The organism is Sinorhizobium fredii USDA 257 (genome assembly GCF_000265205.3).
Taxonomy (GTDB): domain Bacteria; phylum Pseudomonadota; class Alphaproteobacteria; order Rhizobiales; family Rhizobiaceae; genus Sinorhizobium; species Sinorhizobium fredii_B.
In genome coordinates this window covers 3,357,514-3,375,839 of the sequence record NC_018000.1, presented here as the reverse complement: position 1 = coordinate 3,375,839, position 18,326 = coordinate 3,357,514, and the positions used below count along the sequence as shown (strand labels likewise).

Genomic DNA, 18,326 nt, shown 5'->3' with positions numbered 1-18,326 from the left:
AGAAAATCCGCAACGAATCTGGCCTTTGGGAGCGCAATTCGACATAATTCCCTCTGTTCTGCCGAAACGCGGGGCATTACTTGCCTGCCACTGCGCGAAGCGTCCAATCTCTGGCGCAGCTCTGTAAGTGCATTTTATCGCTACAGGAGCCGAAATGAGACTGTCGCAGGCCTTCCACCAGCAGCGCGCGTTCAATCCCTGCCAGCGGTGTGTGGGCCTGAAAGAAGGACCTTGAAGGTGAAGTCCTGGGCGTCCGCAATTTCCACGGTGCAGGGCGAAAATGCGTTGGCCAAGGGGACCAATCGACAGACTTGGATCAACACATTTCGGGCTCGCTCGGACGGCGTGATCGCCATCGCTCGCATCGTTCTGGCGATTGGCAGCCTCTGGATTACCTGGCTTGATGCCGCCGTTCGGCCCCCTCGTTCGGACCTCGCCTTTTGGCTGCTCATCGCTTATCTGGTCTACGCCATCGCCGCGGCCCTTTTCGTTTGGAAAGCGCAGGTTCATCTGGTCCGCGGCACATTCGTTCGGCATATGATCGACGTCGCCACTTTGATTGCCTTAGCGTTTCTTACAGGTCGTGTGTCTGGCCCAGTCTTCATGCTCATGCCATTTGTCCAGCTGACAGCGACGCTGCACTGGCTCTGGCGCGGTGCCCTGTGGACCGGTTCCATTGGGATTGCGGTCCTGGCATACTTGGCGCTTTCGAATACCGGCTGGCCGTTTAATTCGGACGTGGACGCGGCGGTCGCCCTGTCGTTCATTCTCTCCTTGCTGACGGCGACGATTCTTCTCACATGGCTGGGGACTCACCAGGAGGCGGTGCGCTCCCATTTGTTGCGATTGGTCGAGCGGACGCCTTCGGCGCCCGAGGGGCGCGATTGGCCGGCCGAAGCGGCGTTGGATTATGCAGCGCAGATGATGCGCGTGTACCGAGCGCTGCTGATCTGGAGTGACGGTGACGAACCTTGGACCAACCTCGCTATATGGAAGAACGGCGCATATGAGGTCAGGCATTTGTCGCCGGCCGCATATCTGCCGTGGACACCGGAAGTGCTGCAGCATGCCAGTCTTCTGATCATCGACGCAAAGCGCTCCCGAGCCCTCATTCATCGCGGCGAGGGACGCTTCGACCGATGGCGCGGAGACAAGTTGCCAATTTCTCCGGCGCTTGTCGCCGATTTCTCGATCGCGTCGGCAATCTCGGTGCAGTTCCACGCGAACGATGTCGAGGCGCGCCTGTTCCTTCTCGATCCGCCGGCCCCGACACTGGATGACGTCGCCATGGCGGAGATTGTCGCCGACCGATTGAAGACACTCTTCGAGCAATCGATCTTGCTGCGCCGTCTCAGCGATGCAGCCGCCCTTGAGGAGCGCATCAAAATTGGGCGGGATATACACGATGGCGTGCTGCAAACGCTGGCAGGAACGGCCCTGCAACTACAAGCCTTGCGCTCGTCAAAGGCCGCGCCTGACGAGATCGACAGACGTCTGATGGCTATCCAAGCCACGCTTTTCGAGGAACAAAGAGACCTCCGCGCCCTCATTCGCGCGCTTGAACCGGGATCCGACCATCGCCACGCCGGCGACTCTCAACTGGCGCTGCGATTGGAAGCCCTGGCCGAGCGTTTGCGGCAGCAATGGTCGATCGACTTTCGCTTCGTTCTGGATCCAGAAGATCTTTGGTTGCCGGCGGGGATCATCGACGAGCTGGCGCGGATGATCGCGGAGGCAACCGCCAACGCCGCACGTCATGGGCAAGCGCGAACGGTCGAGGCCCGGCTCCGGCTCGACGGCGCCACGGTGATCCTGACCGTGGACGACGACGGAACGGGCTTCGGCTTTGACCGGCGGCTCGAGCATTCCGAGCTGGAGAGCAGCAAGGTGGGTCCGCGAAGTCTGCGTGAACGCGTGTCCACGTGGGGCGGGGAGCTCTCGATCGACAAGGTGGAGCAATGGACGCGGATAACCATCAAGATCCCGGCTCATCCATGAGCCCGCGTATCGTGATCGTCGATGATCACCTGATAGTCCTGGATGCGCTATGCCTTTTGATTGCGGCTGAGTCCGATTGGCAGGTGATTGCTAAATGCAGTACTGCCGCCGAGGCGATCGATGTTGTTTCGAGCGAGCCCGTCGATGTCGTCGTCCTCGATCTGCGGATGCCGGAAATGACCGGACTGGACCTCGTTCGTCGCCTCCACGGCGATCGGCCGGAGCTGGCTTGCGTCATTCTCACCGCTGATATTAGCGATGAAGAACTTGCCGAGGCGATGCGCAATGGTGTGCGCGGCGTTGTCCTCAAGGAACAGGCGCCGAGCGCCCTTATCGAATGCATTCAGGCGGTAATGGGAGGCCGCACCTATTTGGTGGATCAAAGTTTGAGTGCCGCGATTGATCGTATCCGCGAACGCGATGTCGAACGTCGCTCGGTCATGCAGAAGTTGACGCCGCGCGAGCTTGAGATCTCCGGCCTCGCAGCCGAAGGTTTACGCAGTCGGGAAATAGCCGCGCGGCTCGGAATAACCCCCGGCACCGTCAAGCTCCACCTTCACAGTGTCTACAGCAAGCTCAACATCACGACTCGCGTGGAGCTCGCGAATATTTCCCAGCGGCTACAGCTTGGTTCGAATTGATCATCACGGGCGGCTGGCACGCTGCGCCGCAGTTTGCCGATCATTTGTTCTCTGCGGTTATCGGAATGTCAGTCTCCTTCGCCGCTATCGAGCGGAGGATTTCGTTCGCAACGATTTTGGCCCCGGCACGACTGAAATGAGCGTCGGGCGCATACAGAAGAAGAGGCTCGCCTTGAGCGCGTATAGTCGCATGAAGATCAATGACGGGGATCCCCTCTGCCGCGGCAGCATCGAGAACCCTCCTCCTCAGCGGGTCAAAGGGCTGATCCGATGAGAGCGGTCCGATAAAACGGTCCATCCTCGGTACGTAGACCAGTGTAAACGTGCCGCCCCAGCTCGTGGCCAGTTCTTTCGCGCGGTGCAGGATCTTTCTGAACTCCGGCTTGCTGCCAGCAATCTTCGGATACACCAACCCCAGTCTCGCGAGGGTTTGCTGCAGGGCGACGAAATTGCGCAACAAGGATGTTCTCGTGAGCAGGTCGATACTCGTCACCGGCGTATTTTTTCGCTCCGCCAAAATGCTCCGAGCCTCGCGCATGGTTGCCTGCGCGGTCGACTGCAAACCGTAGTTCGCATCCGGCGAAAGCGCCTCCCGAAGCCAGGGCACTGCGAGTTCGCGCTCCAGATTCTCCCAGTCGTTGCCTTCAACGAAGACCATCATCACATGACGGGGACGCAAAACTTCACCGAAACGACCGAGCATTGCGAGTTCGACCAGGGGACCATTTCCTCGAATGCCTATACTCGCGGTGGTAGCGCCGCCCGCCCGCACGCTCGATGCAAGGTCCTCGCCCGGAGGCAGGCAGAAGCCTTCGACGAACGAGTCTCCGAGGAGCATCAAATCCAGTTGGCGGTCATACACATCGTCGGGATTATTGAAGCCGTACCGGTCCGCCGTGTAGCTGACGATGCCGCCCTTGGACGTGCACAGCACCACTTGCGTCGACGGAAAACCCGACAGCAGCGCCTCGGGGAGCTCGTCGGTGCCGGAAAGCCGGTTCAGGCTCCGAAGTGTGAAGCCAGGAACAATGTTCTTGTTGCGCCTGAGCATTTCGGCCTGCGCCTCGCTGAGCTGGCCGAGCATTTCCAACCGGACTGACACGACCGAAACCGTGTGCATCGCCTCAAAGATGAAGAGGGCGAGCAACACGCTCGAGGCACAGATGCCGACAACTGCGGAAAAGCGCGGCTTCGCAAGCAAGCCGATGGCAATGATGGCTGCGCCCAGCAGGCCTGGGATAAGCACGTAGCGGATGAAATGCGGGGTTTCGGCTGCGAACAATTGGTAATGCAGCAGAGCGTAAATGGGGCTTAATAAAAGGTACAGCCCAGGGACTGCGCAGACCAAAAGCCCAAGATGCCGCTTTGTCATGACCTCTTGTCCTCTAGCAAACCGTTCAGCAAGACGAGCGCTTGCGGACCGCTCGTTCAAGCGGCCGATTCAGACTTGTCTGTTTCACCGGCTTTGGCTGATAAGAGTCTTTTCTCTTGCACTTGAATTCACACAAATGGATTGAGAACAGAACTTATGGGCAGCATTTTGCAGCGCGGAATATAAGGAGTTTTGCCGATCGAGTCTCCCCAAAAAAACTCCCGGCTTGCTTGACGGCCCGATTGAAGCGGCCATTTATTTCAACCGCAAGCACGCGTTCTCGGCCGTCTATATCTAATGGCATATTGACCGGATCGGTCACCGCTAGTTCTATACCATCCGTCTCGATTATTCCTTTCAAGCAAGCGCGACTGCATTTCGCGCATACCGTATTGCAAGGATTAGCACTGACCGCTGAGGAAGTGCACAATGAACCAGTCGCACGAATCTTTTCCCGAGCACTCCTTGGAGGGGCCGTCGAACCGCAGTTTCGGCTATACGGTCGGCGGCATCCTCCTCGCTTTTGTCCTCGTGAGGTGGCTTATCAGCGGCCAGCTGACCCCGATCTCAACAGGACTTGCGATTATTGGCGGTGTCCTCGTCCTCTTGGCGTTCGCCTTGCCCGACTGGCTTGCCTTGCCAAACCGGCTATGGACCAAGCTCGGTCTGTTGCTCTTCAAGATCGTCAATCCCGTGGTGATGCTGCTGATTTATGCGGTGGCCTTCGTGCCGATCGGACTCTTCTTGAGGCTGCGCGGCTACGATCCGCTCGCCGCCTCATTCGACAAAAGCGTCGACACTTACTGGAACAAGCGGTCACCACATGAACCGGATCCGACTACGATGCGCAATCAATTCTGAACGCAAGCAGTTCTGAAGCGCCAAAACCGTTGTCGAGTTCTTGAGTGGAGGAAATGCAATATGGAACTGGTACGTGAACTCTGGGCCTATATGGGCATCCGCAAGAAGTTCTGGCTCCTGCCGATCTTCATAATACTTGGCGTCTTTGGCGGATTGATCGTGCTGACGCAGGGTACCGCGGTGGCGCCGTTCATCTATACCCTGTTCTGAGCCGGGCCATCCATGCGTATTCTCGGTATCTCGGCATTTTACCACGACAGCGCGGCTGCGATGATCGAGGATGGGCGCATCGTTGCTGCCGCGCAGGAAGAGCGGTTCACTCGCAAGAAACACGACGCCGCGTTTCCGGCGAACGCCATCGCCTATTGCCTAGCTGCGGCCGAATGCGACATGGTCGACGTCGATCATGTCGTCTTCTACGACAAGCCGTTCCTGAAGTTCGAGCGGTTGCTGGAGACCTATCTTGCGACAAGTCCGCGCGGTTTCCGCTCCTTCAGGATGGCGATGCCGCTCTGGATCAAGGAAAAACTGTTTCAAAAGAAACTGTTGCGCAGGCAGTTGGGAAAGCTTGCCGGATCGAAGGAATGGTCCGGTTCGCTCCTGTTCACCGAGCATCATCTGGCGCATGCGGCAAGCGCGTTTTTTCCGTCGCCCTTCCCGAGCGCCGCGGTGTTGACGATGGACGGGGTCGGGGAATGGTGCACGACGTCGCTCGGCCATGGCCGCGACAACGACCTCCAGATACTCAAGGAGATTCGCTTCCCGCATTCCCTAGGGTTGCTTTATTCCGCGTTCACCTACTACACCGGATTCAAGGTCAATTCCGGAGAGTATAAAGTGATGGGCTTGGCTCCCTATGGCCGCCCGCAGTTCGCGCAGAAAATACTGGATCATCTGATCGACCTGAAGGAGGATGGCTCGTTCCGTCTCGATCAGCGCTACTTCGACTACTGCGCCGGTCTCACCATGACGTCCCCGGCCTTTCATCAACTGTTCGGCGCCGGGCCTCGAAAGCCGGAATCGCCCCTGACCCGGCGCGAGATGGATCTCGCCGCTTCGATACAGGCGGTCACCGAAGAGGTCGTTTTGAAACTTGCCCGTTTTTGCCGTCAGGAAACCGGCGAGCGTCACCTTTGTCTCGCCGGCGGCGTCGCCTTGAACTGCGTCGCGAACGGCAAGCTGCTCAACAAGCGGATTTTCGACGACATCTGGATCCAGCCAGCGGCCGGCGATGCAGGTGGCGCGGTGGGTGCGGCCCTGGCGGCTTGGCACGGCTATCTCGGAAACACCCGCATTCTCGACGGACGGGACCGCATGGCCGGCGCCTATCTCGGTCCAGCCTTCGAACAACGCGAGATCGAGAAGCGGCTGACGGCCACCGGCGCGGTTTACACCGTCCTGGACGACGACGTGTTGATCGCGCGCACCGTCGACGCGTTGGTAGACGACAAGGCGGTCGGATGGATGCAGGGGCGCATGGAGTTCGGTCCGCGGGCCCTGGGCGGAAGGTCGATCCTGGGTGATCCGCGCTCGCCGACGATGCAAAAGACGCTCAATCTCAAGGTCAAATACCGGGAAAGCTTCCGTCCCTTTGCTCCCTCGGTCCGGCGCGAGGACGTGGCGGAGTGGTTCGATATCGACAGCGACAGTCCTTACATGCTGCTCGTGGCCGATGTGCTCGACCGGCGGAAATTGCCCCTTGGTCCCGGCGAGGCTGCATTGTTCGGCATAGACCGCCTGAACGTCCCACGATCGGAGATCCCGGCGGTCACCCATGTCGATTATTCGGCCCGCGTGCAGACGGTGCATCACGATACCAATCCGCGTTATTGGGAGCTGCTGAGCGCGTTCAAGGAGCGAACCGGCTGTCCCGTACTGGTCAATACCAGCTTCAACGTCCGCGGTGAGCCGATCGTCTGCACCCCGGAGGATGCGTTCCACTGTTTCATGGGCACCGAGATCGAATGTCTTGTCGTCGGCAACTGCTTTCTGAGGAAAGAAGATCAGCCGTCACACCTGCGGCGGGACTACAAAGAGCAATTTGAGCTCGACTAATGCATGCCGCCTAAAAAGGGCGACGTGATCACGCCGAGCGCAGATCGCGTTCGCCCTTGTCGCCTTCGCCCATGTCGAGGGCGGTGAAACATGCCGTCGAAAAATCTGAAAGTCCTTCAGACCGCGGCCTTTGCCGGATGCTTACCGGTCGTGTCCGTCGCAGCCCAGTGGACCCGGTTCATCGCCGGGAAAGGCATGACAACATGGGGCCTCGCGAGCTTTGGCGCGCGCGCGTCTCTTTCGGACAGTAGAGTGCGGCTTTCCAGTCTTGGAATGGCGGCGGCGACAGACCGGATGAGGCTCGGTGCGATGCCGTAGTCAGCTGTCTGCCGACGGAAGACCCTGGTCGCGGCATAAATCTCCTCGGCGCATCGGACAGCCTCGCATACGCGCGCCGTGTCGTTGATGCTGACATAAAGCACGCCAGGGATCTGCAACGGCAGCGTTGTCACGATCGGGTCCAGAACCAAATTGATCGCGTGGGGGGTGACGCCATTGAGAACATAGACCACGACGCCAGCCTGGCTTGCCCAATACCCGACCACGATCAGTTCAGTGGGCAGCCGCCCGCCAGACTCAGCAATCTCGATAACGCTTCGTGCTTGCATGATTCCCCCCACCTCGGTGAAAAAGAGGGGCTGACGCCACTATCATTATGGCGATGCGCCAGATGGCGCGTGATCGATTACAATTTCATCGAAAGCTTGAATGTCTAAGCTTCAAGTACGGCGCACAGACTATCTTCTTCATCCACGTTGCACCATATGCCTTTGGATATATAGCCTCGTTGAGCTGTGTGCCCTGCTCATCTCGCGACCAGACAAGCCGACCGACATGCCCTCATCGACACCTTGAACGGCAAAATTTCGTGTGGAGCGCCCGCTTTTACCGGAGGCGCTCAACCTCTCAGCAGCCGGTCAATTTTTGTGGAAAACTATAATTGGGCCGATGCACTGAAGACTATTTACAACCCGCTAATTAAGTGCTTTTTTAGCATAGTTCGTTTTGTATCGCGATCTAGCATATCGCGATCCGCAATCTTTTGTCGAATTAGTTTTATCAAGCCTTTCGACCTGGTCGACGACAAGACTTACAGACGCACCGTTCTTGATCCACCCTTAGCCTTCTTGGGGAGGTGCGGTTTTCGTTCGCCGGGACGACAGGCTTGCAGATATTAGGAAGGGGCCGTCATGCAGCGTTTTTACGACGCCGCGAAGGCAGTGCGCGATAGTTTCCTAATGTTGCCGAGAGGCGAAGCAGCAAGATCATCGGCCAAAATGCTGCTGGCGGTATGCGGTGCGGCCATCGACATCGGTTTTCGGCGTCTACGACGGGCCTTTTCCAGCGTTCAGAAATACCCTGCCCTATATGTTGCCGACCTTGGCTCCGCAGTCATTGCGCTCGCCGTGGCGCTGTTGCTGCGTTACGGCTTTGCGGAGCTCAGTACGAGGCCTGAAACCGCCTCTGTCCTGTTGTGGTCCGGTGCTCAGTACCTCGCCATTTGCGCATTCATTTTCCCCTTGTTCGGCCTCTATAGCCGAAACTGGAAATATGGCTCCATCTCCGATCTTTTGATCATTCTTCGCGCCGTCCTCGTCACATCTTTGTTGCTCATCTCGCTCCTGTTCTTTTCGACAAGACTGATCGATATGCCGCGAACCGTCGTGCCGATGCAGTCGCTCCTTCTGATCGCCTTCCTCGCCGCCGCGCGGCTGAGCTTTCGCGCCGAGGAATTCCCGCTGGTGCGGCCCGTTTTCAAGAATGGGCGCAAGGGGGCGGGCGACGACCACCAAGTCCCGCTGCTGCTCGTCGGAGCGGGCGACGCCGCCGAGCTTTATCTGCGCGCACTCGCCCGGGATCCAAACGCCACTCATGTGCCGGTGGCCTGCCTCGACAAGAATGCAGACCAGCTCGGGATGAGCCTTCGTGGCGTACCGATCGCGGGGCGGATCGAGGATTTCGAGCAGGTCGTGGCGGAACTGCAGCAAATCGATAAGCGGCCGCGTCACGTCGTTTTCACGGAAGCTCCGGCGAACTTCGGCGAAACCGCGTCGAGCGAGCTGCTGCGGTCCGCCGAAAGGCTCGGCATTGCAGTGTCGCGCCTGTCGCAGCTGACCGAGCTCAAGCACGCCAAAGGAGACAACCCTTACGAACTGCGGTCGATCGAACTCACCGACCTCCTTGAGCGTCCACAAGCGGCGCTCGACCGCGAGGCGATCGCCCGTCTTGTTCGTGGCCGGCGCGTGCTGATCACCGGAGCCGGCGGATCGATCGGCAGCGAGCTGACCTCGCAAGTCGCTGCGTGCGAGCCGGCGGAGATCGTGCTGGTCGACAATTCGGAATACAATCTTTACTCGATCGACATGACGCTCACCGAGACCTTCCCGAAGCTGTCTCGGCGGAGTTACCTTTGCAGCGTCCGTCGCAGCCAGCGTGTTGAGGAAATTTTCAAGCGACACGGGCCCGAGCTGGTCTTCCATGCTGCTGCCCTCAAACATGTGCCTATGGTGCAGATGAATCCGTGCGAGGGCGTCCTCACGAACGTCATCGGCACTATGAACGTTGCCAATGCGGCAAAGAAATACGGCACCCTTGCCATGGTCCAGGTATCGACTGACAAGGTTGTGAACTCGACAAGCGTGATGGGTGCGACGAAGCGCCTCGCGGAGCTCTATTGCCAGGCGCTCGACCTGGAGGGTCACGAAACCGGCAAAGGTCCGCGGTTCATGACTGTTCGCTTCGGCAACGTGCTGGGATCAAGCGGATCGCTGATCCCGCTCTTCAAGCGTCAGCTTGCAAGAGGCGGCCCATTGACCGTCACCGATCCATGCATGACGCGCTTTTTCATGACGATCCGTGAGGCCGTGGAACTGACATTGCAGGCGTCGGCCTACGGTTTTGAAAAACAGCTCGGACAGGGAGAGATTTTCGTTCTCGACATGGGCGAGCCGGTCAAGATCGTCGACATTGCACGCCGGATGATCCGGCTGGCCGGTTTCACCCCGGACCAGGACATCGAGATCAAGATCATCGGTTGCCGGCCGGGCGAGAAGCTCTACGAGGAACTTTTCGACGAGAGCGACAAGCGCACAACGTCGCCGGTGCCGGGCGTTCTGGGCGCGGTTCCGGAGCCGATTCCCTTGCCCACGTTGCGGGACGCGTTCGCCCGTCTGCAGCGCCACGCGGAACGGGGCAACGATCCGGTCGTCGTGGCCGTCATGCGCGAACTGCTTCCGCGCTACGAGCACGAGGCCGCCGTTACGAAGCCTCCCGCCATGAAGAAGAAGCGTGGCCGGCTCCAGTCGAAAAGCCGCAGCAAGGCTGGGCCTGCACCGCGACAAGTCTACCAAAAGAGCGCCCGCGGAGGGCTTCGGTTGCCGGATTAATTGAAAATGAGAAGCGCGGTTCGCCTGAACTCCATTACTGGTCACAGGGGTTTGGCCACAAAGGGGCCGTTCTCTCGAAAACCGTCTGACGCCAAGATCCTCGTCTCAGGCTCGGGCGTGCCACCGAGCAGCGCTGCCGAAACCGGCGCCGGAGCGTGGCGGCGACATTCACGCCTCGCTCTGCACACGGGACGCAATCCGGCTGTCCATTCGGGAGGTCGGCTTTGAGTTCCGCTGAACATGTTGCTCGCATGCAAACAGAAGACGTTGCCTGTTCGACGGGTCGGCCCGATGTTGCATACCCTCCAGCGGGCAGACGCGTGATCGCCGTCGTCGCAAGCCTGGCGGCGTCTCTCACGATTTTTCGGTTGGAATTGCTGAAGCGCCTGGTCTGCGCCGGACATGACGTCATAGCCTTTGCTCCCGAGCACGACCCGCGAGTCGAGCAGGCGCTCGCTGACATCGGCGTGCGCTTCATTCGCATTCCCATGGCCCGAACCGGCCTCAACCCGCTGGAGGACATCCGGACATTTTGGTCGCTGCGGCAACACTTAAAGCGCCTGAAGCCTGACATGATCCTGCCCTATACGATGAAACCGATCATCTATGCCGGCATCGCCGCCCGAACGCTCGGGATCAAGGAACGCTGCTTCCTCATCACGGGTCTCGGCCACATTTTTTCCGAAGCTGGCGGCCGCTCGTTCAAAGCGTTGGCCATCCGCCACCTGTGCGTCCGGCTATATCGCCTGGCGTTCAAGCGCGCGCGGGTCGTTTTTGTCTATAACGAAGCGGATGCGGAAGACATTCGCCGCTACCGTATGTTGCCGGACGCTTTAACGCCAACGATGGTCCCCGGATCCGGCGTCGATCTGGAGCACTTTGCCCTTGCGCGAGCGGCTCCCGGCGGGCCCGTCTTCCTTATGATCGCACGGCTCCTGCGCGACAAGGGGGTGGTGGAATATGTCGAATCCGCAAGGATCGTGCGACGCACTTTCCCCGATGCCCGATTTCAATTGCTCGGTCACTTCGACAGCAATCCGACGGCAATCTCGCGCCAAGAGATCAACGATTGGGTCGGCGAAGGCGTATTGGAGTATCTTGGCACCACCGACGACGTGCGCCCTTACTTAGCGGCATGCAATGTCTTCGTCCTGCCCTCCTATTATCGCGAAGGCATTCCGCGGAGCATCCTCGAAGCGCTGGCCGTCGGAAGACCGGTGATCACGACCAATCTGCCGGGTTGCCGCGATACGGTGCAGCCGGGTGTGAACGGCATGACCGTGAAGCCGCTCGACGTCGCCGCCCTTGCGGATGCGATGGCGTCGTTTGCGCGCGATCCGGATGTCGCCGTAAAGATGGGCAGGCGCTCGCGGGAACTCGCGGAAACCAGATTTGATGTGCACATGATCAACCGAATTCTCTTTGCCGGCATGGGCTTGACCGATTGATGGACGTTCATGGCGCAGCAGATCGTTCCTCCGATGGATGCATGGGCAGCGCCGAAGATAGAGCGGCCGCGATGATCATGCATGTTATCACCAATTTCACGGCCAGTGCGGGTGCCGAGACCATGCTCGCACGTCTCCTTCACGGTGCCGCAGATGAGCGTATTGTCGTCGTTTCGCTGATCGGTGTCTCGGATCGGAATCGCAACCTCGCTGACAATCCGAGAGTTGCCTATGTATCGCTGGCCGCCTCGTCCCCCGCCGCGCTTCCGGGCGCGATCCTGCGGCTCGCTCGGGTTATCCGCAAGGAACGACCCGATGTGATCCTGTGCTGGATGTACCACGCGATGATCGTTGGCACGATCGCGGCCCGCCTTGCCGGGCGTGGTGTGCCGATCTACTGGAATATTCGCCAATCCTTGGATGATCCCGCTTCGCTTACACGCAGCTCACGCCTCGCGATTGCCGGCGCAAAGCTCCTGTCGAGCCAGCCTGCCGGTATCATCTACAATAGCGCCCGCGCCCTCGAGTTACATCGAGCTTACGGTTACGCAAACAGGAACATGGTTGCCATCCCGAACGGCTTCGAGTTGCCGCGGATCGGTCCCACTGAGGCGACAACCGCCCGCCGGATCGGTATCGTCGGCCGATTTCATCCGCAGAAGGATCACGCCACGTTCTTCAAAGCCGTGGCTGCCGTTCGCAAGACGCACCCACAAGCGGTCTTTTCTGCGGCCGGCAACGGGCTTTCCCACGACAACCGCGCTGTGGTCGACCTGATGGTGGAAGCGGGTCTGCCTGAGCACGTCATCGATCTCAAGGGTGAAATCTCCGACATGCCTTCCTACTACCGCAGCATCGACGCCTTGGTGCTGTCGTCGAGGACCGAGGGTTTTCCCAACGTGATTGCAGAAGCGATGAGTTATGCTAAGCCGATCGTCACGACGGACGTCGGCGATGCCGCCGCCATCGCCGGAAATGCGGGCATTGCCGTACCCGCATGCGACCCCGAGGCACTCGCCGAGGCGATCCGCGAAATCCTCGACCTTTCCCCGACCGAATATGCCCGCTATTCGCGCAACGCCCGAGAGCGTGTCGAAAATGAGTACGAGATCAGCGCGATAAGGGCAAAATATGCAAGTTTTCTAGCGCCTTAACCAAGACTGAAATCAGGAAGATTTGTGGCCGAGCATTTATAGATCGATAAGCGGTCTCGGTTCTCCGTTGGCGTCTTCAATTCGGTTGAATGCCCATTGATCATTTCTAAAATAGGTAGTAAATATTCTTTCCCTGTAGAACTGTGTGTTCTTGTGACGAGGGTAACTAAACTAAGACCTTAGTTCACATTTTTGCGCCAGTTCACGTTTGCGCCCCATTCTGAAACTATCGGCCCTCCTGCAACAGCTAGGAGATGAGGATGATATTGAAGGGAACCACTCTGTCCGACACGATCCGCGGGGCTCTCAGCGACGACGAGCTTTGGGGCTATGCCGGCGACGACTATCTCGACGGCGGAGCTGGCAATGACAGGTTTTTCGGTGGGCTCGGCAACGACCACATCAAGGCGGGCCTCGGTGACGACTATGCCGAAGGCGGCGACGGCAACGACAGGATCGAGGGTGGGCTTGGGACCGATACGCTCATCGGTGGTTTGGGCAACGATATCTTCGAAGGCGGTGACGGCAACGACATCATCGACGGTGGTGACGGTCACGACCATATCCTGGGCGACGGCGGAAACGACAAGATCTACGGTGGAGCAGGCGAAGAATATATCGACGCAGGCTATGGCGATGACCTCATCTATGCCGGCTCGGGAAATGACGGCTTCAACAATCGCATAGATCCGGCAACTGGAAAGCTGACGCAGCAGGCTGTCTCGGGTGGCGCTGGCAACGATACAATTTATGGAGAAGCGGGCAATGACGCCCTGAAGGGCCAGTCGGGACACGACCGCGTCTATGGCGGCATCGGCGACGACATCGTCGATGGCGGCGACGGGAACAATTATCTTGATGGCGGCGATGGCAATGACGTGCTCGATTCCGAAATTGGAATCGACGAAGCTCACGGCGGCATCGGCAACGACAGGATCTCGGTCGGTGACGGTAACGACATCGCCTTCGGGGATGACGGCGACGACATCCTGTCTGGCGAAGGCGGCGCGGACTCGCTCAGGGGCGGCAACGGTGTCGACCTCATCTATGCCGGCGATGGCAATGACACCTTGCGCGGTGACGCCGGGAAGGACACTCTCATCGGTGAAGCGGGAAGCGACATCCTTTGGGGCGGTGCCGACTCCGACCGTTTCGTCTTCAAGGCAACCCCCGCGCTCAGCGGCCAGGACATGATCATGGATTTCCAGGATGGGGTCGATTGCCTGGTGATCGAGAAACTTGGAGTCACCCAGTATTCCAGCTCCGGCGGCAACGGCACCGTCTATGCCTATGATACCTCCGGCGGCGGCGTGTTGATAAAGGGTCACAGCTCCGGCGGCAACGCATTCTCCATTCTCTTGGACGACCCCAACGGCACTCTGAGCGCCGCTAGTTTTTCAAGAGGCGACTTTCTCTTCGCCTGATGCAGATCGCCACGAGGCCGTGACGCACCTATAAATTCGGGAAGGCGACACGCCTTGCGGTGTGTCGCCTTCAAGAGGGCATAGCGTTGGTTTCCCACTAAACAACGCTAAGGTAGAACGAAGCCTGAACGCCGTCACGCTGCTCGCTGTTTTCCGGTCAGGTTGAGCGGTTTCCGACCGGTCGCACTTGCGGCACGATCCCAAAGGAAATCGCCGGAGAAAGCGATGTGCTCCCATCCGACCGGTGAGGTATGGGTCAAGAGATCGTCGGGGGCAATTTCGCCTTGTGCCCGCAGGTGCGCCACGGCGTCGGCCATATAGATCGAGTTCCAATAGACGATTGCCGCGATGACGAGGTTCAAGCCCGACGCCCGGTATTGCTGGGCCTCATGGCTGCGATCGATGACGCGCCCCTGACGGAAAGTATAGATGGCCTGCGCGAGGGCATGGCGCTGCTCGCCTTTGTTGAGCCCGGCGTGGCATCGGCGGCGCAGTGCCGGGTTCTCCAGCCAGTCGAGCATGAACAGGGTCCGCTCGACCTTGCCGATTTCCTGGAGGGCGATATCCACCTGGTTCTGGCGCTCATAGGCGGCGAGCTTCCGCAACATCACCGATGGCGCGACATGGCCGGCCTTGAGCGAGGCGACGAGCCGCATGACGTCATCCCAATGCTCGCCGATGACGTCGGCGCGGATGCGTTTTCCGAGAAGCGGCGCGATCGTCGGGTAGCTCGCAGGGTGGTCGATCGGGATCAGCCGCCGGTCCGGAAAGTCGCGTAGTCTCGGGCAAAAGCGGAAACCGAGCATGGCGCAGAGCGCAAACACATGATCGGTGGCGCCGCCAGTGTCGGTGTAATGCTCGACGATTGAGAGATTGCTCCCGTGGTGAAGCAGGCCGTCGAGGACATAGGGCGCCTCGTGCGTCGCCGCCGAAATCACCTTGACGTGATAAGGGCCGTGCTGGTCCGAGACGTGGGTGTAGAAGCTGAAACCGGGATCAACGCCGTAGCGGGCGTTGATGTCGCCGCCCGCGGCGCCGCGCTTTCCGCCGCGGAAGAACTGCCCGTCCGAGCTTGACGTCGTACCATCGCCCCAACTCCGTGCGATCGGCAGGCGATGTTGAGCGTTGATGATGGTAGCGAGCGCTGCCCGATAGGTATCCTCGCGGACATAGGCATCCTGTGTCCAGATGAGTTGATCGCGCGTCAAGCCCTGGCTGGCGGCCGCCATCCGGGAGAGCCCAAGATTGGTGGCATCGGCAAGAATGGCGGCGAGAAGAGCGCTCTCGTTGGGGCAGCGTTCGCCGGTGCGCAGGTTTGTGAAGGCCGCCATGAAGCCGGTTTCGCGAGCGACTTCGTGCAGAAGTTCGGTGATGCGAATGCGTGGCATCAACGCGTCAAGCCGATCGGCAAGCGCTTCCGCTTCGGAGGGGACCGCGGTCTTGACCGGCGAGATCTGCAGCCGATCCTCGACAAAGCGCACGCCTTCGAGCTGCTCCCGTTTGAGGCGCTGCGCAAATTTCTTCAGCCGCCAGTCGAGCTCGCGGCCACGTTGTTGGAGCCATCCCTCGGCTGCCGTTGGCAGCCCGAGTTCGGCGACTATCGGCGCGGCGGCAGGCTCCGGCAGGAGATAGTTGTCGAAACGCCGATAGGCGGAAGATCGCTCGACCCAGACGTCGCCTGAACGCAGCTTGTTGCGCAGGTGAGCGAGCATCGCGGTCTCGTAGAGCCGGCGATTGACCCTGCCGTCCGGCCCGATCACGAGTTTGCGCCACTCCTTCTTGAAGAGCATTGGCGCATCGGGCGGCACATCTCGTTTGCCCGATCTGTTGAGATCGCGAAGCAAATGAATGCCGGCGATCGTCCGGGCGCTTCCTCGTCCGGCCTTGAAGTCGAGCGCTTCGATCAGCGCGGGGGCGAACTTTCTCAGTGTCGCATAGCGGTCCACCGCCACCATGAGCGGATCGACATCCGCGGTCTCAGCGAGTACTACGACTTCGGGTCTTACCTTGATCAAGTTCGCCCAGCCGCCTGTCTCTTCGATCGCCTCGATCGGGTCGGAGTCTTTGTTGAGAGCGGTGGAAAGTGCGTCGATGGTCCCGTGAAACAAGCGCATCAGTCGGCCGACGTCCTTGGCGGTGGCAGCGTAGCGCCGGCTTTGTTTGTTCTGGGCACGGTTCAAGGCATTGCCGATCAGCTTGTCGGCCAAGCCAATGGCGGCGTCCGTCAGACGCTCTTCCAGATCGATCAGGCAAGCGACCAGTGTCGCGCGCCGGCGTGATGTTGTGTAGCGTTCGAGTAGTTAGGCAGGAGACGCGCGCCCCTCGCGCACGAACTGACGATATCGGTCGGGATGCACGGCGGCGGTCAGTTTCGCCGGAATCCCGATTTCCCTCACCATTCGCAGGCGATCGAGAATGTCGCGGACGTGGTCGGGCTTTGCCGTCGTCGGGATTGTCTTGAGCCACGTAAGCGGGATGGCACTCTTGCCGGCATGGGGGATCAGAAGGGCATCGAGCGCGTCCAGTTGCTCCGGGCGAAGACCGGCGACAAGCGCATGAGCCGCCTGTTTCCTGGCCCGCGCCCGGCCCGCAATGCCGGCGCGCTCGATGGTTGAGATCGCGGGGAGGAGAATTTTCGCCTGGCGCAACGCGGCAATGATGCCGGCGGCGATCGCCATGCCTCTATCGGTGTCCCAAGCGGCCCCGGCATCCGCGTCGATCATGAAGGGGATATCGGTTCTGCTTGCGCCGCGAAGGCCAACCGCAGCGGCGAGCTCGCGGGCGTGATCCGTCATTGTCTGCTCCCGGCCTGCATAGTCGGCGAACGAGGCCGCCGGTATGTCCAGCTGCTGGGCGACGAAGGATACAAGTTCCTCAGGGAGCGATGTGGATCGCAGAAGAATCTGGGCGAGGGTCATGCCAGGGTGGCGAAACAGCGCAAGCTGTAGAGCAAGACCGAGGCGATTGCGGTCCTCCCGGCGTAGCCTGATCAGGTCGAGGTCGCGGCGCTCAAAGGTATAAAGCCGGGCGAGATCGTCGCGCTCGGTCGGGACTCCCAGCAACTGTACCCGCTCCGCTTCGGTCAGCAGTTCGTGCTTCCGCATTTGCCATCCTCCCGACGTCCATAAAAGGCTCATGGATTTTGTGGACACACAAGGGTAAAGAGACATATTCTGTGGACGGAATCAGAGCCGTTCCACAGATCAATGAAGTTTGTCCACAGAATGGCCGTTTCGGAGACAGGAAAATGGGGGATATTCTGGGTTACGCGCGTGTGTCCACCGGCGATCAGGATGTCGCCGGTCAGACCATGCGCCTTGAACAGGCCGGCGCCATTAAGGTCTTCACCGACATCAAATCTGGCAAGAGCATGGATCGGCCTGGCCTGGCCGAACTGCTGGCCTATGCCCGTGTTGGCGACACGCTCGCCGTCGTGCGGCTTGACCGACTCGGGCGGTCACTGGCGGAGCTGCTGGAAACGGTAAAGATGCTGCGGGAGCGGCAGATCGACCTTCTCAGCCTTGAGGAGAAGATCGACACCTCCTCGGCCGCTGGCGAGCTGATCTTCCATGTGTTCGGCGCCATTGCGCATTTCGAACGCAGATTGATCTCAGAGCGGACAAAGGATGGCATTGCCGCCGCGCGAGCGAAGGGAAAGAGGCCCGGACGCCGGCCGCTCGACATGAAGAAGGTCGATGCGGCCATAAAGCTGATCGAGGCGAAAACGCCTCCGGCGGAGGCTGCCAAGCAACTTAGCCTTGGCCGTTCGACGGTCTATCGCGAAATGCGCCGGCTAGGCATCAGCCGCCCTGGCTAGCGCAACTCGCTCCTACGTTGCGCGTTTCCGAGCTTTCGCCATTCGATTGACCAGACACTTTTCTGATCAGGCCCGCAACCTCGGAGCCCAATGCTGTGAGCTGCCGGTGGATGTCGTTTATCTTCGGGCATCGGTTTCGCCTTTGGCGGTAAGCGGAACCCGTCAACATG

The 18,326-nt window shown here is 59.8% G+C and carries 12 protein-coding genes and 1 pseudogene; 10 read left to right on the top strand and 3 right to left on the bottom strand.

What is annotated here, in order from left to right; translation table 11 throughout:
- Positions 1–237 precede the first annotated feature (237 nt).
- Positions 238–1,998, top strand: a complete 1,761-nt coding sequence (locus USDA257_RS15625; protein WP_014763945.1) for a sensor histidine kinase — start codon at positions 238–240, stop codon at positions 1,996–1,998.
- On the top strand, positions 1,959–2,639 hold the full coding sequence (locus USDA257_RS15620) for a response regulator transcription factor (RefSeq protein WP_014763944.1): 681 nt from the start codon (positions 1,959–1,961) through the stop codon (positions 2,637–2,639). Before USDA257_RS15625 ends, USDA257_RS15620 begins: the two co-directional genes overlap by 40 nt.
- A 40-nt stretch (positions 2,640–2,679) precedes the next feature.
- Here USDA257_RS15620 and USDA257_RS15615 read toward each other — a convergent pair whose 3' ends face one another.
- Positions 2,680–4,011: an SGNH/GDSL hydrolase family protein gene (locus USDA257_RS15615; RefSeq protein ID WP_014763943.1), complete on the bottom strand. Its 1,332-nt coding sequence runs from the start codon at positions 4,009–4,011 to the stop codon at positions 2,680–2,682.
- A 429-nt stretch (positions 4,012–4,440) separates the two neighbouring features.
- On the opposite strand from USDA257_RS15615, the gene USDA257_RS15610 reads away from it, so the two are divergent.
- The 3 genes from USDA257_RS15610 to USDA257_RS15605 are packed head-to-tail and all read left to right on the top strand — an operon-like array spanning position 4,441 to position 6,927.
- On the top strand, positions 4,441–4,872 hold the full coding sequence (locus USDA257_RS15610; protein ID WP_014763942.1) for a hypothetical protein: 432 nt from the start codon (positions 4,441–4,443) through the stop codon (positions 4,870–4,872).
- A 60-nt stretch (positions 4,873–4,932) separates the two neighbouring features.
- Complete coding sequence (locus USDA257_RS37155) at positions 4,933–5,082, top strand: DUF5989 family protein (RefSeq protein ID WP_014763941.1); 150 nt, start codon at positions 4,933–4,935, stop codon at positions 5,080–5,082.
- A 12-nt stretch (positions 5,083–5,094) separates the two neighbouring features.
- Positions 5,095–6,927 carry a carbamoyltransferase family protein gene (locus USDA257_RS15605; protein ID WP_014763940.1) on the top strand — a complete coding sequence of 611 codons (1,833 nt, stop codon included), beginning with the start codon at positions 5,095–5,097 and terminating at the stop codon, positions 6,925–6,927.
- A 116-nt stretch (positions 6,928–7,043) separates the two neighbouring features.
- Here USDA257_RS15605 and USDA257_RS15600 read toward each other — a convergent pair whose 3' ends face one another.
- Entirely contained in the window at positions 7,044–7,535 is a 492-nt protein-coding gene (locus tag USDA257_RS15600; RefSeq protein WP_014763939.1) for a hypothetical protein, read from the bottom strand.
- Between the two features lie 669 nt (positions 7,536–8,204).
- Here USDA257_RS15600 and USDA257_RS15595 point away from each other — a divergent pair.
- The 4 genes from USDA257_RS15595 (at position 8,205) to USDA257_RS15580 (ending at position 14,339) form a co-directional block, all read left to right on the top strand.
- Positions 8,205–10,313: a polysaccharide biosynthesis protein gene (locus USDA257_RS15595; protein WP_223843460.1), complete on the top strand. Its 2,109-nt coding sequence runs from the start codon at positions 8,205–8,207 to the stop codon at positions 10,311–10,313.
- 251 nt (positions 10,314–10,564) lie between these two features.
- Positions 10,565–11,761 carry a glycosyltransferase family 4 protein gene (locus tag USDA257_RS15590; protein WP_370055510.1) on the top strand — a complete coding sequence of 399 codons (1,197 nt, stop codon included), beginning with the start codon at positions 10,565–10,567 and terminating at the stop codon, positions 11,759–11,761.
- Between the two features lie 71 nt (positions 11,762–11,832).
- On the top strand, positions 11,833–12,915 hold the full coding sequence (locus USDA257_RS15585) for a glycosyltransferase (protein ID WP_041415310.1): 1,083 nt from the start codon (positions 11,833–11,835) through the stop codon (positions 12,913–12,915).
- Positions 12,916–13,175: 260 nt separating this feature from the next.
- Positions 13,176–14,339, top strand: a complete 1,164-nt coding sequence (locus USDA257_RS15580) for a calcium-binding protein (protein ID WP_014763935.1) — start codon at positions 13,176–13,178, stop codon at positions 14,337–14,339.
- Positions 14,340–14,473: 134 nt separating this feature from the next.
- Here the strand turns inward: USDA257_RS15580 and USDA257_RS15575 are convergent.
- Positions 14,474–17,443: pseudogene (locus tag USDA257_RS15575) on the bottom strand (Tn3 family transposase).
- Positions 17,444–17,586: 143 nt separating this feature from the next.
- Here USDA257_RS15575 and USDA257_RS15570 point away from each other — a divergent pair.
- A complete protein-coding gene (locus USDA257_RS15570) occupies positions 17,587–18,156 on the top strand; it encodes a recombinase family protein (protein WP_014763932.1) in 570 nt (189 codons plus the stop codon).
- Positions 18,157–18,326: the final 170 nt, after the last annotated feature.

What these genes read in the sequence shown, in the direction of transcription:
- USDA257_RS15620 (WP_014763944.1), top strand. Translation starts at nt 1,959, where the DNA reads ATGGACGCGGATAACCATCAAGATCCCGGCTCATCCATGAGCCCGCGT.
- USDA257_RS15615 (WP_014763943.1), bottom strand. Translation starts at nt 4,011, where the DNA reads ATGACAAAGCGGCATCTTGGGCTTTTGGTCTGCGCAGTCCCTGGGCTG.
- USDA257_RS15610 (WP_014763942.1), top strand. Translation starts at nt 4,441, where the DNA reads ATGAACCAGTCGCACGAATCTTTTCCCGAGCACTCCTTGGAGGGGCCG.
- USDA257_RS37155 (WP_014763941.1), top strand. Translation starts at nt 4,933, where the DNA reads ATGGAACTGGTACGTGAACTCTGGGCCTATATGGGCATCCGCAAGAAG.
- USDA257_RS15605 (WP_014763940.1), top strand. Translation starts at nt 5,095, where the DNA reads ATGCGTATTCTCGGTATCTCGGCATTTTACCACGACAGCGCGGCTGCG.
- USDA257_RS15600 (WP_014763939.1), bottom strand. Translation starts at nt 7,535, where the DNA reads ATGCAAGCACGAAGCGTTATCGAGATTGCTGAGTCTGGCGGGCGGCTG.
- USDA257_RS15595 (WP_223843460.1), top strand. Translation starts at nt 8,205, where the DNA reads ATGCTGCTGGCGGTATGCGGTGCGGCCATCGACATCGGTTTTCGGCGT.
- USDA257_RS15590 (WP_370055510.1), top strand. Translation starts at nt 10,565, where the DNA reads ATGCAAACAGAAGACGTTGCCTGTTCGACGGGTCGGCCCGATGTTGCA.
- USDA257_RS15585 (WP_041415310.1), top strand. Translation starts at nt 11,833, where the DNA reads ATGATCATGCATGTTATCACCAATTTCACGGCCAGTGCGGGTGCCGAG.
- USDA257_RS15580 (WP_014763935.1), top strand. Translation starts at nt 13,176, where the DNA reads ATGATATTGAAGGGAACCACTCTGTCCGACACGATCCGCGGGGCTCTC.
- USDA257_RS15570 (WP_014763932.1), top strand. Translation starts at nt 17,587, where the DNA reads ATGGGGGATATTCTGGGTTACGCGCGTGTGTCCACCGGCGATCAGGAT.